The sequence below is a fragment of the Sphingobium sp. EM0848 genome (assembly GCF_013375555.1).
In the GTDB taxonomy this organism is placed as follows: domain Bacteria; phylum Pseudomonadota; class Alphaproteobacteria; order Sphingomonadales; family Sphingomonadaceae; genus Sphingobium.
Genome location: NZ_JABXWB010000002.1, coordinates 83,277 through 99,202 on the forward strand (window position 1 = coordinate 83,277; position 15,926 = coordinate 99,202).

8 protein-coding genes are annotated in these 15,926 nt (G+C 61.2%); 7 read left to right on the top strand and 1 reads right to left on the bottom strand.

From position 1 onward, the window contains the following. The first annotated feature begins 40 nt into the window (after positions 1 to 40). Both HUK73_RS16075 and HUK73_RS16080 read left to right on the top strand, forming a co-directional pair. Positions 41 to 733: a HEPN domain-containing protein gene (locus tag HUK73_RS16075; RefSeq protein WP_176593077.1), complete on the top strand. Its 693-nt coding sequence runs from the start codon at positions 41 to 43 to the stop codon at positions 731 to 733. A gap of 3 nt (positions 734 to 736) precedes the next feature. Continuing rightward, positions 737 to 1,570 (top strand): DUF3883 domain-containing protein, encoded by an 834-nt coding sequence (locus HUK73_RS16080; protein WP_369805533.1) that lies wholly within the window; start codon positions 737 to 739, stop codon positions 1,568 to 1,570. Positions 1,571 to 1,604: 34 nt separating this feature from the next. Here HUK73_RS16080 and HUK73_RS16085 read toward each other — a convergent pair whose 3' ends face one another. Beyond that, positions 1,605 to 2,588, bottom strand: coding sequence for a YafY family protein (locus HUK73_RS16085; protein ID WP_176593054.1), 984 nt, complete (start codon positions 2,586 to 2,588; stop codon positions 1,605 to 1,607). A gap of 105 nt (positions 2,589 to 2,693) precedes the next feature. Here HUK73_RS16085 and HUK73_RS16090 point away from each other — a divergent pair, with 105 nt between their 5' ends. From HUK73_RS16090 to HUK73_RS16110, 5 genes are all read left to right on the top strand, one after another. Beyond that, positions 2,694 to 5,993 (top strand): TM0106 family RecB-like putative nuclease, encoded by a 3,300-nt coding sequence (locus tag HUK73_RS16090; RefSeq protein WP_176593055.1) that lies wholly within the window; start codon positions 2,694 to 2,696, stop codon positions 5,991 to 5,993. Between the two features lie 3 nt (positions 5,994 to 5,996). Further along, positions 5,997 to 7,106, top strand: coding sequence for a DNA repair exonuclease (locus tag HUK73_RS16095; protein WP_176593056.1), 1,110 nt, complete (start codon positions 5,997 to 5,999; stop codon positions 7,104 to 7,106). Beyond that, positions 7,103 to 9,733, top strand: coding sequence for an AAA family ATPase (locus tag HUK73_RS16100; RefSeq protein ID WP_176593057.1), 2,631 nt, complete (start codon positions 7,103 to 7,105; stop codon positions 9,731 to 9,733). The genes HUK73_RS16095 and HUK73_RS16100 overlap by 4 nt, the downstream gene beginning before the upstream one ends. Positions 9,734 to 9,929: 196 nt before the next feature. Beyond that, positions 9,930 to 13,127, top strand: coding sequence for a site-specific DNA-methyltransferase (locus HUK73_RS16105; RefSeq protein ID WP_176593058.1), 3,198 nt, complete (start codon positions 9,930 to 9,932; stop codon positions 13,125 to 13,127). Between the two features lie 5 nt (positions 13,128 to 13,132). Beyond that, the gene (locus HUK73_RS16110) at positions 13,133 to 15,919 is read left to right on the top strand and encodes a BPTD_3080 family restriction endonuclease (RefSeq protein ID WP_176593059.1); all 2,787 of its coding nucleotides are present in this window, start codon (positions 13,133 to 13,135) and stop codon (positions 15,917 to 15,919) included. Positions 15,920 to 15,926 lie beyond the last annotated feature (7 nt).

The window sequence follows — 15,926 nt, forward strand, 5'->3', positions numbered from 1 at the left end:
AGGGATTGAGCCTGACCAGCAAGGCTTTACGATGCTGGTCATGGCCTATCGCTATCCGCCCGGCAGCCCGCTGCATCATGAAGCCTTGAAGGACAAACAGCGCCAGCTGCGCGAAGGATTTCCCACGCCGCTCACGCTCAGGGTGCATCGCGCCCTGTCATGGCTGCGCCGTGCCGAAGCCGAGGAGAGCGATGAGGACGTGCGCTTCATTCTGCTGTGGATTGGGTTCAACGCGGCCTATGCCGGTGATGTGGAAGCATCGCGTGTGGTCGGTATCCCCGATGGCGAGCGGGGATTGTTTCAAGCGTTCTTCGCAACCCTTGTGGGCTATGACGGCAAGCACCGGATCTACGACATGGTCTGGCAGCGCTTCCCTCAGGAAATCCGGATGCTGCTCGCAAACCGCTATGTCTTCCATCCCTTTTGGCAGCACCACAATGGTGCGTCCGGCTATGCCGACTGGGCTGACAGGCTCGAGCGGTCGCGGACAGCGATAGGCGCCGCACTGCGCGATCATGACACGGCGAAAATACTCTCGATCCTGTTCGACCGGCTTTATGTGCTGCGCAACCAACTGGTGCATGGCGGCTCGACATGGAACAGCGATGTCAATCGCGCCCAAGTCAGGGATGGCGCCGCGCTGCTCGGCTGCTTGCTGCCGATCTTCATCGATCTCATGATGGACAATGCCGGGCATGAATGGCCAATGCCGAACTACCCGGTGGTGGAATAGGGCGTGGCGGAAGTCTGGTCCGATCAGGAAATTGATCACATCGTCGCCGACTATTTCGCCATGCTCACCGACGAGCTGGTTGGCCGCTCCTTCAATAAAGCAGCGCGAAACCGCGATCTTCAGGCCGTGATCGACCGCAGCAAGGGCTCGATCGAGTTCAAGCATCAGAATATCAGTGCGGTCTTGCTCGGCCTTGGTCAGCCTTGGATCGAGGGCTACAAGCCGGCCGCCAATTTCCAGAATGCGCTGGTCGATGGCGTCCTACGGTGGTTGGAGGCGCGGCCCGAATGGCTGGCTCCCGACAGGCTCTCACGAGCTGCGCTGAACGTACCGGAAGCGCAAGGATCACTGCGGATCGGGCCGCCGCCCACGGTGCGCAACGAACCGTCGCCGATCGATCCAGCGTTCATGGCCGCGATCGGCCGCAAATATGATGTCGCCGAGCGCGATGCGCGCAACCGGGCGCTTGGCAAGGCGGGTGAAGAATGCGTGCTGCATCACGAGCGCAGCCATCTATCAGCCGCGGGCCGCGACGATCTCGCGGACAAAGTTCGCTGGACATCTTTGCAGGATGGCGATGGTTTTGGCTTTGATATCCGGAGCTTTGAAACGGACGGGCGCGAGAAGCTGATCGAGGTCAAAACCACCAACGGATGGGAGCGCACGCCCTTTCATATCTCTCGCAATGAGCTGGCCGTCGCCGATACGAGGCGCGAGGAATGGTGCCTCATGCGGCTGTGGAATTTCGCCCGTGCGCCGAGTGCCTTCACGCTTCGCCCGCCCTTGAGCGATCACGCACAATTAACGGCGACCAGCTTCCTCGCCGAACTCAACTGAAAGGCCGCCATCGACGGCGAAGCAAATCGATCAATCAGGGCAGCGCGGGGAAGTCGGGACGCGCATGGCCTTCGACCAGCGCCCGCAGTCCTGCCGGTTTCAGCACCTCGACCTTGTCGCCCCATTGATAGAGATGCCAGGCCATTTCCAGCCAGCCTGCGGCCTTGAACCGCACAATCAGGCTACCGTCGTCGCTATATTCGGCCGATTGATTGGGATGGAACTGGAACTCGGCCGCGCGCGAGGCTGCGTCGGGAAGAAAACGCCAGACGACCTCACCGTATTGGGCGGGGTCCTGATAGGCGCCGAAGGCCTGCGCCGCATGATCGTTCAAGGAATAGCCGGACTGGATGGGAAAACTCTCATCGAGACATTCGGCGCTGTGAATGCGGTCCAGGCGAAAATGGCGGAGATTCTCGCCTCGATCAGCCTGGCGCGCAACGAGATAGCTGCGCAATCCCAGCAAGAGCCCATGCGGCTCGACCGTCCGGGTTTCTGCATCGGTGTCGCCATAGACAATGCGCATCTTGAACGGTCCGCGCAGCGCCTCGATCAGAACGTCGGTGACCTCAGGTCTCATCGCGACCTTTGGGCCTGGCCGCGCCACTTGGCCCAAAGCCGATAGTACCGCCTCCGCATCGGCTTCCGAGCGCAGCGCGTCGCGCGGGGAGAGGCGCGTGATCAGGCTGTCTCTTAGATCTTCCAGCGCGCGGGCGTGGCGAAGCCGGTTCTCATCGCGGGCCGCGCGGGCGGCGATTTCCAGAGCCTCGATGGTGTTTTCCTGGCGCGGTTGCAGCCGCTCGGGGATGGGACTTTGGATGCGCCAGCGCCGGCGGCGATCGTCATCCTCCACGACAACGACATTCGCGAAATTATCCTCCAGCGCGCTGGTCATGCGCTGCGCCGTTCGGTGCGAAATGCCAAATTCCTGAGAGATTTCCTCAAGGCTGATGCCCAGACGCCGCGAGGCGGCGAGCTGGGCGAGGCGCAGAAGATCGTTTGCCTTGGCGAAAGTCATTGTATGTCCATGTCACAGATTGACACCCTCGCATGCTAAGGATCAGGGTAACGCCTGTCGAGGTGATTCCCTCGTGGGGGCGCAGGGCAAATCGAAGGGGGCCAAGTGAGGACGATCGGGAGCACCATCCTGTTTTCAGCGACGGACCTGATGCGGTTCGTCGGCTGCGCGCATGCGACGGCGCTCGATCTTGCCTATATGCGCGGCGAGCCGCTCACCCCCCGGGAAGATACCGAGGATGCCGCGCTGCTTCAGAAACAGGGCGATGCTCATGAGGCCGCCCATTTGGCGACTCTGAAGGACGCGGGCCATGGGGTAGTCGAGATCGCGCGTGGGGACCTTGCCCAGAACGCGGACGAGACGCGAGTTGCCCTGGCGAAAGGCTCGCAGATCATCTTCCAAGGGGCTTTTCTGGCCGAGCGGTGGGGTGGCTGGTCCGATTTTCTCGAACGGGTCGAACGGCCGTCCTTGCTGGGGCCGTTCAGCTATGAAGTGACCGACACCAAGCTCAAGCGCAAAGCCCACCCCAAGCATGTGCTGCAGCTCGTGCTCTATTCCGACCTTTTGGCGGAGATTCAGGGTGTGATGCCGGAGCACGCACATGTGCAGCTCGGCGATGGGACGCGCGCGACGCTGCGCTTGGCCGACTATGCCTATTATGCGCGCGGTGCGCGGGCAAAGCTCGAGGCCTTTGTTGCTTCGCCCGGGCCGACGCGGCCGGTTCCCTGCGCGGATTGTTCGCTGTGCCGATGGGCCGATCATTGCGACGCTGTCCTCACCAGCCAGGACAGCTTGTTCCAGGTCGCCAATATTACCCGCGGCCAAGTGAAGAAGCTCGAGGCGTCCGGCATCGAAACTATGGCCGCGCTGGCACGGCATGACGGCTCGGTGCGCGGCGTTGCGAGTGCAACAGCGGAGAAGCTTGTCGGCCAAGCACGATTGCAGCACGCGCGCAAAACCGGCGAGCCCGCCTTCGAGTTGCGCCCGGTACAGGCAGGCAAAGGCTTCGACCTGCTCCCTCGGCCGCAGGCGGGCGATCTCTTCTATGATATCGAGGGCGACCCCCATTATGAGGGAGGCCTTGAGTATCTGCACGGCGTGTGGGCCGATGGTAGTTTCCATGCCTTCTGGGCCCATGACCATGCTGCCGAAGCGCAAGCGCTCGAACGGCTGCTTGCTTTTTTTCGCGATCGGCTCACGGCTTATCCGCAGGCCCGCATCTATCATTATGCGCCGTATGAGATCACCGCTTTGCGGCGTCTCACCACGCGCTATGGTATCGGTGAGGCCTTTCTCGACCGGCTCATGCGCGAACGCCGCTTTGTTGACCTCTATGCGGTCGTGCGCGGCGCGCTCATTGCTTCCGAACCGAGCTACTCCATCAAGGCGCTGGAGGCCTTTTATGGCCTGAAGCGCGAGGGCGAGGTCAAGACAGCAGGCGGATCGGTCGTTGCTTATGAAAATTGGCGCGAGACGGGCGATCAGCAAATCCTCGACGAGATCGAGGACTATAATCGGATCGATTGCCAGTCGACCCAGCTTCTGCGCGATTGGCTAGTCAGCATCCGGCCCGATGGTCCGTGGCCCGTGCTTGCACAGGACGCGGCCGAGCAGGAGGCCGTCGAGGACGAGGAAACAACAGCGCTGCGCGATCGCCTGGCCGCATCCACTCTGACCCCAGAGCGTCAGGAATTGCTGTTCAACCTGGGGCTGTTCCACAAGCGTGAGGCCAAGCCTGCCCAGTGGACGGTTTTCGACAGCGCGGCGCGCGATGAGGAAGAGCTTGTCGACGATCTCGACGCCTTGGCGGGGCTCGAGGCGATATCTGGGATCGAACCCATCAAGCGCTCGGTGATGCGCACCTATCGCTTTCCGTCTCAGGAAACCAAATTGCGCGAAGGCGGCAAGGCTACTGTGCCCGGGATTGATGGGCCGCCGTCAACTGTTGCGATTGAGGCGCTGGATCGCGATGCATGCACGATTACCCTGAAGGTGGGCGTGGCGAGGGCCGAACTCCTCACCGATCGGCTGACCCTGCATCCGGATTGGCCGCTCGATACCAAGGTGTTGGCCGCAGCGGTGCGCGACGTCATCGAGGACCAATGCGGGCCGCGGCGTTATCGTGCCGTCGATGATCTGCTGTCGGGCGCCGCCCCACGTCTGAACGGCATCGCCGGCGACATTCTCGGTGGTGGGGAACCGGTGGCGGGCGCCATGGCCGCTGCGCAAGCCATGGACCGGACATTGCTTCCGATCCAGGGACCGCCGGGCACGGGCAAAACACACGTCACGGCCCGGGTGATCCTGGCGCTGGTCAAAGCAGGACATCGGGTCGCCGTCGCCTCGAACAGCCATGAAGCGATCCGCAATGTCCTGCTCGGTTGCCTGCGGGCGCGCGAGGAAGAAGGCGGCACTTTTCCTGTCTCGTTCGCCCACAAAGTTTCCGGCGGCGACGATGGCTATGCCAGCGATTGTCCCGTTCACCGCGCCACGGCCAATGACGACTTGATCCTCGCCCGCGCCAATGTGGTGGGCGGCACGGCCTTCTTCTTTGCGCGCGATGAGAATCTGCAGGGCTTCGATTGGTTGTTTGTCGATGAGGCGGGGCAAGTGGGCCTCGCTAACATGGTCGCTATGGGGCGTGCCGCGCGCAATATCGTGCTGGTCGGCGACCCGCGCCAGCTGCCTCAGGTCATCCAGGGCGCACATCCTGCGCCCGCCAACCTGTCATGCCTGGAGTGGATGCTGGGCGAGCATGCCACCGTCCCGCCCGATCGGGGCATATTTCTGGCCGAGACCCGGCGGATGCATCCCGCGGTTTGCGACTTCATTTCAAACCAGGTCTACGAGGGACGTCTTGCCAGCCATAGCGATACCGGGCGCCAGAGCGTTACCGGAACGGCCTGGCCCACGGCTGGCGCATATTGGGTTTCGGTTTCTCATGACGGTAATGCCCAGATTGCCGCTGAGGAAGTTGCGGCGATCGGAGCGGCAATCGAGAATCTCCTGCAAGGGAGCTGGACCGACAAGAACGGCGCCACGCGCCCTATCGGCCCCGGCGACATCATCGTCGTCGCCCCCTATAACGCGCAGGTCAACGCGCTCCGAGCCGCGCTGCCCGGCAGCATCCGGGTTGGCACGGTCGACAAGTTTCAGGGCCAGGAGGCTCCCATATGCCTTGTCTCCATGACGGCCTCCTCGGCCGACGAGACGGCCCGCGGCATGGAGTTTCTCTTTTCGCTCAACCGCATCAATGTCGCGGTTTCACGTGCCAAAGCGCTCGCGCTTGTTTTTGGTAGCGACCGCTTGCGCGAGGCCAACTGCAGCAGCATCGAGCAGATGCGGCTCGTCAACACACTCTGTGCCCTTCCGCCGCTTTCTGCGCGCGCCAGTACGGGATCTTGATCCATGCGTTTCCTCCACACAGCTGACTGGCAGCTCGGTAAGCCCTTCGGCCGGTTCGAACCCGAGGTGCGCGCGGCGCTTGGCGAAGCGCGCTTCGACGCCATCGACCGGATCGGCGAAGTCGCCGCCGCCCAGCAGGTGGGGCATGTGATTGTCGCGGGCGACATCTTCGATACGGAAGGACCAGAGGACCGGGTCATCGTCCAGGCAGTGTCGCGGATGCAGCGCTATCCCTGCCGCTGGTGGCTGCTCCCGGGCAATCACGACTATGCCCGCAACGGCGGACTGTGGGATCGCGTCCGTCACAAAGCCTCGGACAATATCATCCTGCTCACCGAGCCCGTCGCGCAGGAGATGGAGGCCGGGGTTTGGCTGCTACCCGCACCTCTCATCCACCGTCACCATCTCGACGATCCGACCGAGCTTTTCGACAGCATGGAAACGCCAGGCGCGAAGCTGCGGATCGGCCTTGCACATGGTTCTATTCGCGATTTCACGGCGCGCGGCGAGACCAAGAACCAGATCGCGCCGGATCGCGCAAAGCGGTCCAGTCTCGACTATCTGGCGCTCGGCGATTGGCACGGCACACTCAAGGTCGATCCGCGCACCTGGTATGCCGGAACCCCCGAAACCGACGGTTTTCAACGCGATGAACCCGGCCATGTTCTGATGATCGAGCTTGCGCCGGGAGTGGAGCCAAAGGTGGAACCCGTGCGCACCGGCCGATTCCAATGGCTGCTCAGGGATTGGACCTTGCAGGACACTGCTGCCTTCTCGGCGGAATGCGACGTGCTGCTCTCGGCTATCGATCCTGCGGCAACGCTGCTGCGCCTTTCGCTGGCGGGCATTACGAGCCTCGCCGACCGCGTCGAGATCCTTTCGCGGCTCGAAGATGACCTCCGGCATCGCCTTCGCTTCTTGGATGTCCGGGCGGACGATCTTGTCGGGCGGCCGGGCGAGCAGGACTTGGCGGATCTTAAGATAGAGGGATTGCTCGGCATAGCGGCTGAGAAGCTCACCGAGACGATCGCGGCCGGCGGGACCGAAGCCATGTTAGCGCGGCGCGCAATGGAGCGGCTCTTTGTCGAATATCATCGGGGAGGCCAAGCGTGAGCCTGCAACTCCGGCGGATCAGCCTCAACAATTTCCGCAAGTTCCGCGAGCCCCTGACGATCGAGGGGTTGGGTGAGGGGCTCAACATCATCATCGAGCCCAATGAGAGTGGGAAATCCACGATCCTTGAGGCCCTGCGCGCGGCTTTCTTCGTCCGCCACGCCACGAAGAATCAGCTCGCCCAGAGTTTTGCGCCTTATGGCGAGGCGGTCGCGCCAGAGATCGAAGTCAGTTTCGATATTGGCGCCGACAGCTGGAAAATCGCCAAGCGCTTTCTCAAAGGCCCTCAGGTCGAAGTCACGGGGCCGCAGGGTCGGGCGCAGGGCGAGGAGGCCGAGAATCGCCTGCAGGCACTTCTTGGGTTCGTCAAGGATAGCAGCCAGCGCGGTGACCCGGCCACCTATGGCGCGCTCGGTCTGCTTTGGGTTCCGCAGGCGCAGGCGCTCGAAGTGACGGCACCCGGCAGCATCGTGCGCAGCAGCATCCAGGCGACGCTTGAGGCGGAGGTCGGGACGATCGTCGGCGGCGCTGCCTATGAGCGCGTCCAAAAGCGGATCGATGAGCAATATGACATTTACTGGACGCCCACTGGAAAGGCGCAGTCGAAGGGGCGTTGGCAGGCGGCGCGGGATCGTGACCAGCAGGCGCGGCAGACCGCTGCGGACGCGGCTGTTCGGCTCAATGCGCTCGAAAAGAGCTTCAGCGAGCTAGAAACGGCGCGCGGCCGACTCAAGGTTATCGAGCGGGAGCTGACGGACGAGACCGAGCAAGAACAGCGCGCGAATCTCGTTCAGTCTCTGGAGATAGCCAAGGCTGCCGCGCAGATTCTTGAAACCCGCAAAGCCGAACATGAAAATATCTCTACGAACCTCGATCGCCTCGAGGATCTGCATGCTCAGCACGAGGCCGCGAGAGAAGCGCTGACGGCCGCTGATGAATCTTTGGCTGCAATCACCGCCGATCGCGAGCGGCTTGCAGCTCAGCTGGAAGCGGGACGCACGAAAGTCGCGGATGCAAAGGCAGCGCTCGACAAGGCGCGCGATGATCGCGCCACAGCCCGTCAGGCGCTTGTAGAGGGGGAGGGACGTCTCGCTGGGCGTCAGCGCCGCGCGGCGATCGCCGATGCGCACCAGCGGTGCACCGATCTACTCGACCTTGAAAGGCGACTGGTCGATGCTCGCAATCAGGCCGCACGGGTCATTCCGGCTGAGGCGCTCGCTCGCCTGGAGGCCAATGACCGCGCTGTCGCGGAGGCGCGGGCAGCCGTCAATGCTGGCGCTACCACAATCGAGCTTACGGGCGACGCTACGGGCATCACCATGGACGGCGAGCCCCTGACACCAAATAGCCCGCGCACCTTGACCGGTGAGACACAGATTGCCCTGGGTGACGGCATCCTCTTCATCCGCCCGCCGGCAACGGCGGCCAGCGCGACAGCCCGCCTCGCCGAATTGCTCGAGCGACAGGATCTGGAACTGGCCGAATTGGATGTGGCCGACCTCGCTGCGGCGCGGACGCGAAACGATACTTCGCGCGACGCGCAGGGGACCGTCCAACTGCTGGAAACCAAGATCACCGGCCTCACGCCGGCGCAGCCGCTGTTGGATCTTGCGGCAGGCCCTGATGCGCTCAAGCTGTTCGTGGCCAGTGTCCCAGCGGAATCGTCGGCGTCCGATGAAGACGAGATCTCGACCGATCAGCTCACCCGCAGCGTGGAAGAGGCGGAAACTGCCGCGGTACGCGCTGAAACGCTGCACGACCAAGCCGTTCAGGATCTCCGTGAAATAGAGGATAAGGACCGACCGCTGGCCGCCGAGCAGGCGGGCGCCGAGCGCGATCAGACCCATGCGTCTGATCGCATCGCTCAGATCGAAGGAAAATCCGATTTTGCCGGGCTTGCCGACGCCATCGGCAAAGCCCGGGAAGATGCTGTCCAGGCCGCTGTCAAACTGGCCGAAGCGAAGCGAGACGCCACGGCTCATGATGTGCAGGCGATCAACCGCAAGATCGAAACGATCGATAGCCGGGCAAGGGCCGGTCAAACCCGTCGGAGCGACCTCGAAAAGGATATCGCGCGCCTTGAGGCGATCATTGAGAGCGAGGGCGGCAAGGGCCTGGCGAGCCTGGCCGCGGCCGCAGCCGAAGAAGCCGACGCCGCAACACAGGCGCTGACGCGGCTCGACGAAGAGGCAGCTACGATCAAACTGCTCAAGGATGTGCTGGACGAGGCGCGCGCTGAGGCATCCCGGACCTTTGTTGGCCCGGTGGCCCAACGCGCCCGAGTGCATGTCGAGCGCCTGTTTCCCGGCGCCGACCTCAGCTTCGATGAAGAGCTCGGCCTGGCCTCGGTCACGCGATCCGGTCTGAGCGAAGCCTGCGGAACGCTCTCAAAGGGGACGCAGGAGCAGCTGGCGGTCCTGACCCGCCTCGCCTTTGCCGACATGCTGCTGGAGCAGGGAACACCGGTTTCGCTGATTCTCGACGATCCGCTGGTCTATTCCGACGACGGCCGGCTCGATCTGATGACGGAAATCCTGGAGGAAGCCTCCCAACGCATGCAGGTGATCCTGCTGACGTGCCGCGATCGGGCATTCCGGCATTTGACTGCAACTCGAGTACAGATCTGAGGTGACAGGAAGGCGAGATTGCACTTTATGGGATTGCCGAAGGCGCTATCTATCCATTTGGTTCTATTCAATTTGGTCGGGATATAGGGGGAAGCATGACAGATCCTACGCTAACAGCGCTATGCTGTGAATAATACAGCTAGAAGAACGAGCGAATTTCGATCTGCACGCGCAGTTTACTGACTTGGGAAATCAAATGACCGACTCTCTCCGCAAACTTCTATTGGCCATCGTCCCAAACGATGGATCAGCAGTCGGCAATTTGACTTTGGCTGCGGCTATGCGCGAATCAGTACCTGACCTTAGTGACGAAGCATACCAGCGCATCCGAGACGGGCTGATCGCGGATGGCATACTCGGCAAAGGTCGCGGCCGCGGCGGGTCAGTTTTTCTGCTGGGGCTCGACGACGACGAGGACGAGATTGACGATGGAGATGGGGACGGCTTCTCGCTGACGGCGCAAGAGGCTTCGGCGCCTGCTGCCCCCAAGACCGGCGGTAAAAAGAAGGTCGTGCGCAAATCGGACGGGCCGATGCAGGTGCTGAGCTATCGTCACGCAGAAACGCGGGTGAACAACCCCGAGGTTGGTATGGTGCATCCGGACAACGATCCGGATCAGCCTAAGACCGTCTGGAAGTACGATCCTCACCTCGACCCAGAACTGATGTTCGACAGCCAGCGCGGGGTGGTCGAGAAGTTGATCGACGATGCGCTGGCGTCTGGGGATGCTGATGCGATGCGCGATGCGCTGGTGGAACTGAAGCGGCTCCAGGAGCCGTATCTCAACTGGGCGGGCAAGGCCGAGGGGACAAGCTTCGCGGTCGATACCGTGTCGCTGCATGTCCATGAGCGGGTGGACCCGGCCACGATCCTTGCCAATGCGCGCAAGCGGCTGAAGGGCGAGAAGGCGGGCGAGGCATGGCGACAGGCAGACCTGTTCGCGGCCGCGTTCGAGAACTTGCCGCTTCGTCAAGCGCTGGACTTCTACCACCATGAGAAGGGTTGGTCGAACCGGCTGATCGCGGGCGACAGCCTGCTGGTCATGAATTCCCTGCTGCACAAGGAGTCGATGGCTGGCAAGGTGCAGATGATTTACATCGATCCGCCCTATGGCATCAAATACGGGTCGAATTTCCAGCCGTTCACCAACAAGCGTGAGGTGAAGGACGGCGATGATGCCGACCTCACGCAAGAACCGGAGATGATCAAGGCGTTCCGCGACACATGGGAACTCGGCATCCACTCCTACCTGACCTATCTGCGTGACAGGCTGCTTCTGGCCAAGGAACTGCTGCATGAGAGCGGCAGCGTGTTCGTGCAGATTTCCGATGAAAATCTTCACACGGTTCGTGCAGTTCTCGACGATGTTTTCGGTAGAGGCCAATTCGTTTCGCAGATTACAGTCGCAAAAACGACCGGTGCTTCTAGCCTCACGCTTTCAGGTGTAGCAGACTACCTGCTTTGGTATGCAAAGGACTTGGGCTCACTTAAATACCGCAGCCTCTACATCCAAAAGGAGTTGGGCGGAGCAGGCGCTTCACAATACAGCCTCTATGAAGATGATCGGGGTGAGAGAAAGCCCATCGGTGTTCATAAGCTCAGTCCGTCGGACAGACCTTTCAGTCACGGTGACGCTCGCAGTCAAAAACCGCCCGGTGATTTCCCGGTAAAATTGCAGGGAAAAGAGGTCGTCCCCGGAAAAGGATACTGGAAAACCGGCCAAGAGGGCATGCCACGTTTGGGAAAGGCGAACAGGCTGATGTTCGTCGGAAATACGCTTCGCTACGTCCGATATTTGGATGACTTTCCGGTTTTTCCCTACACGAATGTATGGACGGACACAGGCACCTCGGGTTTCGCTGATCCGAAAGTGTATGTCGTCCAGACAAACGTAACAATTGTCGAACGGTGCCTCCTTATGACCACCGATCCCGGCGATTTAGTACTCGATCCAACGTGCGGTTCGGGGACAACTCCTCTCGTCGCTGAGAGGTGGGGGCGCCGCTGGATCACCTGCGACACCAGCCGTGTTGCCGCCACGCTGGCCAAGCAACGCTTGATGACGGCGAGCTTTGATTATTTCGCGCTACGCTATCCGCACGAGGGGCTGAGGGGCGGATTCGTTTATGAGACTGTCCCACACATCACTTTGAAGAGCATCGCCAATAATCCCGATATCGACACGATCTACGAAGAGAAACACCCAGCCATCGCCGCAGCGCTGGACTCGTTGAACGCCGCCTTGCTCGCCAATCCACCCGCACCAATCAAACCTGTGCAAGGCTCGCGCAAGGGCAACCCCATTACCTTTACCTCCGGCGAACGGCTGGACGAATGGGAAGTGCCGTTCGACTTCCCGACCGGCTGGCCGGAAGCAGCCAAGCAGTCCTTCGCCGCTTTCCACATGGCCCGGCAGGCGATGCAGGCCGCGATGGATCAGTCGATCAAGGACCATGCGGAACAGGAAACGCTTTACGACAAGCCCGAAGTGGACAAGAGCCGCCTACGGATCACCGGCCCATTTTCCGTCGAGGCCGTTCCCGCGCCCACCGTATTATCGCTCGATGAATCAGCCCCTCCCGAAGAGGCTGACGCCACCGTCGCGAGGTCTGGCGAAACGTCCCGCCAGACACAATGGCGCGATGAACTGATCCGCACCGGGATCCGCGCAAAGGGCGGGGCCATGCTGAAGTTCACCGATCTCGAAGCCATCCCCGGCGTCAAGCATCTTCATGCGTCGGGCACTCTGGACAGCGGGGAACGGGTCGTCGTGAGCTTCGGGCCAGAACACGCCGCGCTTGAGCAGAAGCAGGTAGAGCGCGCCATCGAGGACGCGCAGACCTTGGTGCCCAAGCCCAAGTTCGTGGTTTTCTGTGCCTTCACCTTCGATCCGGAAGCAGCGAAGGATATCGACGAGACCAACTGGCCCGGCGTCACTCTGCTCAAGGCCCAAATGAACACCGACCTGTTGACCGAGGATCTAAAGAAGGCCCGTTCTTCCAACCAATCGTTCTGGCTGATGGGGCAACCCGAGGTGGAGCTGAAGCAGGTCGGCGACAATTGGCAGGTCGAGGTTCATGGCTTCGACTACTTCGATCCCCGCGAGGGCACACTGGTTTCAGGTGGCAAGTCCAAGATCGCCATGTGGTCGCTGGATACCGACTATGATGGGCGCAGCCTCATGCCGCATCAATTATTCTTCCCGATGGCCGGCGCAAAAGATGGCTGGAACCGCCTGAAAAAGACAATCCGCGCCGAATTGGACGAGGACCTTTTGGAGCAATTCCATGGCACGGTTTCCTTGCCCTTCGAGGCCGGGGACCATCGCCGGGTCGCGATCAAGATTGTCGATGACCGGGGCATCGAGTCACTCAAGATCATGAACTTGGAGTGACGGCGGTGACCAAGCCCAAGTCGCTCATCATCAACACGCCGTTTGTATGCCCCCAGCAACACTGGGCACCAAAGCAGGATGGCACGCTGGAAATCATTCCGGAGCGCCGCCCCGCCAGCTACGAGGTGTTCGATGCTCGGAACAACACCCGGCGAACCGAGAAGCTGGAACTGGTCGAGACGATCCGTGGGCGCGTCGATCAATGGCGCGAAGCTGGCTACCCCGGCGTGACGATCGTCACCCGCCGCCTCCTCGAACACTGGCATGACAACACAGCGCGGGAATACCCGTTCTACTTCTGCCAGCTAGAGGCCATCGAGACGCTGATTTGGTGGCTTGAAGGCGCGGAGGAATACAAACAAGGCATCCATGTCCCCGGCGACGGCGGTGCATGGCAGCGCCTGTGCAACAAGATGGCGACGGGCGCGGGCAAGACGACGGTGATGGCCATGATCATCACATGGCAGGTGTTGAACGCGCTGACCTATCCGAAGCGAAACAAGGATTTCAGCCGGGCCATCTTCATCGTCGCCCCGGGCCTAACGGTGAAGGGGCGGCTTCAAGTGCTGATCCCCAGCGCCGGCAGCTACTACGACGAGTTCAATCTGTGCCCGTCCGAAGCGCTGCGCCAGAAGCTGAACCAGGCCGAAGTCCTGATCGAAAACTGGCACACGCTGATGCCAGCCACCGAACCCAAACGCTCGGTCGTCAAGAAGGGCGCTGAGACCGACGAGGCATTTACCCGCCGTGTCCTGGGCAAACTCGCTGCCTTCAAGGATATCGTCGTCATCAATGACGAGGCACACCACGCCTATCGCAAGCCCGCCGAGGTGAAGATCAGCAAGAAGCAGGCGGAAGAGGCCGGGATCGATCTTGACGAGGCCACTCGCTGGATCGAGGGACTAGACCGGCTGCATAAGACCCGCCGCATCCAGCGGTGCTTTGACCTGTCCGCCACCCCATTCGCGCCGACCGGCAAGGCTAGTACCGACACCGCCCTATTCGATTGGATCGTTTCCGATTTTGGCCTTAACGATGCGATTGAAGCGGGGCTCGTGAAAACGCCGCGTGTCGTGGTGCGGGACGATGCCATGCCCGATGCTAAGACGTTGCGCTCCAAGCTCTACCACATCTATCGCGATCCGGCGGTAGCAGAGGATCTGAACCGCAAAGCTGAGGCACATGAGGCGCTGCCGAAGCTAGTCAAGGACGCCTATACGATCCTTGGTGCTGACTGGCGCGCGACAGCCAAGCAGTGGGCGGATAGCAAGCACCATTCACCGCCCGTCATGCTCACTGTGTGCAACCGGACCGAAACGGCTGCGCGTATCGAGCACTTCTTCAATCAAGGTGATTGCCACTGGCCGGAGCTTCAGGCGCCTGGCAAGACCTTGCGGGTCGACTCCCGCGTCATGGAGAAGGCTGAGGTTGGGGAAACTGCCGGGGCCGACAAGGGCTACGAGGCCCGGCTAGAGCAAGTGATAAACGAGGCTGCCATCCCGGAGACACGGAAAGAGCAGCTTTGGGGAATGAAGAAAGAAGAATTGCTGCGGGAGATCGTCGATAATGTCGGCAAGCGCGGCGGTGCTGGCCAAAATCTCCAGAAGGTCATTTCGGTGGCTATGCTGTCCGAGGGTTGGGACGCGAAGAATGTCACCCACATCATGGGTCTGCGTGCCTTTACATCACAGCTGCTCTGCGAACAGGTCATCGGCCGCGGCCTACGGCGTGTCGGCTATGACAAGGACGATGACGGGCTGTTCCTACCTGAATATGTGAACGTCTTCGGCGTGCCGCTTTCGATCTACGAGCCGGGGGAGGGCGGGGATGCCCCGCCGCCGCCCAAGCCCAGCACTCAGATTGACGTGGTGCCTGACCGGGCTTCTTTGGAACTGCGTTGGCCGAACGTGCTTCGCATCGAGACCGTGGTAAAACCGGAACTCACCGTTGATTGGGCCAAGGTCGAGCCTTTGCCGCTCGATCCGGTTGCCACCGTCATTAGCGCCGAGATTGCCCCTGCGCTTGGCGGTGCAGCGGACATGAGCAAAGTGACGGCAATTGACTTATCATTGCTGCCGGAAGAGTTCCGTCTTCAGCGCCTGACATTCGTGGCGGCGCGCAAGGCGTTTGCCGAACTCAAGGCCAACTTCAAGGGTAATGAGGAGTACCTTGTCCTCCAGCTTATCCGGCTGGTTGAAACCTTCTTACCCTCTGCAAAGATCAATATCCCGTCGCTGTTCCACAGCGATCCGGTCCGTCGCCGCATTCTGATCGCGCTCAACATCGACCTGATCGTGCGGCACGTGCTCCGGTTCGTGACCGAGCAGAACACAACGGTTCTGACGCCGGTATTCGACGAAGAGAACCCCATTGGCAGCACCGGCCAGATGCGCGCGTGGTACACAACCAAGCCAAACATGCCGACTGGCAAGTCACACATTAGCCACGTCGTGGGGGACTCCGCTTGGGAGCAGTATGCCGCGAACGTATTTGAAAGCCGCGACGATGTAATTGCCTATGCCAAGAACGATCACCTTGGTTTTCAGATACACTATCTCTGGCAGGGATCCCGCCGCCGATACATTCCCGATTTCATCGTCCGGCTGGCGAATGGAAAGACACTCGCCTTAGAGATCAAGGGAACAGACAGCGAGCAGAACAAGGCCAAACGAGAGGCCTTGGACGAGTGGGTTCAAGCGGTAAATTCGAGCGGTGGATTTGGCGAGTGGTCTTGGGATGTCGCCTTCGATCCTAACCAAATACACGACGTTGTGGCGCGTCACGAAAAATGAACATGAC

Bases quoted from the DNA above. Each gene is read 5' to 3' on its own strand.
- HUK73_RS16085 (WP_176593054.1), bottom strand. From the start codon at position 2,588: ATGACTTTCGCCAAGGCAAACGATCTTCTGCGCCTCGCCCAGCTCGCC.
- HUK73_RS16075 (WP_176593077.1), top strand. From the start codon at position 41: ATGGCCTATCGCTATCCGCCCGGCAGCCCGCTGCATCATGAAGCCTTG.
- HUK73_RS16095 (WP_176593056.1), top strand. From the start codon at position 5,997: ATGCGTTTCCTCCACACAGCTGACTGGCAGCTCGGTAAGCCCTTCGGC.
- HUK73_RS16105 (WP_176593058.1), top strand. From the start codon at position 9,930: ATGACCGACTCTCTCCGCAAACTTCTATTGGCCATCGTCCCAAACGAT.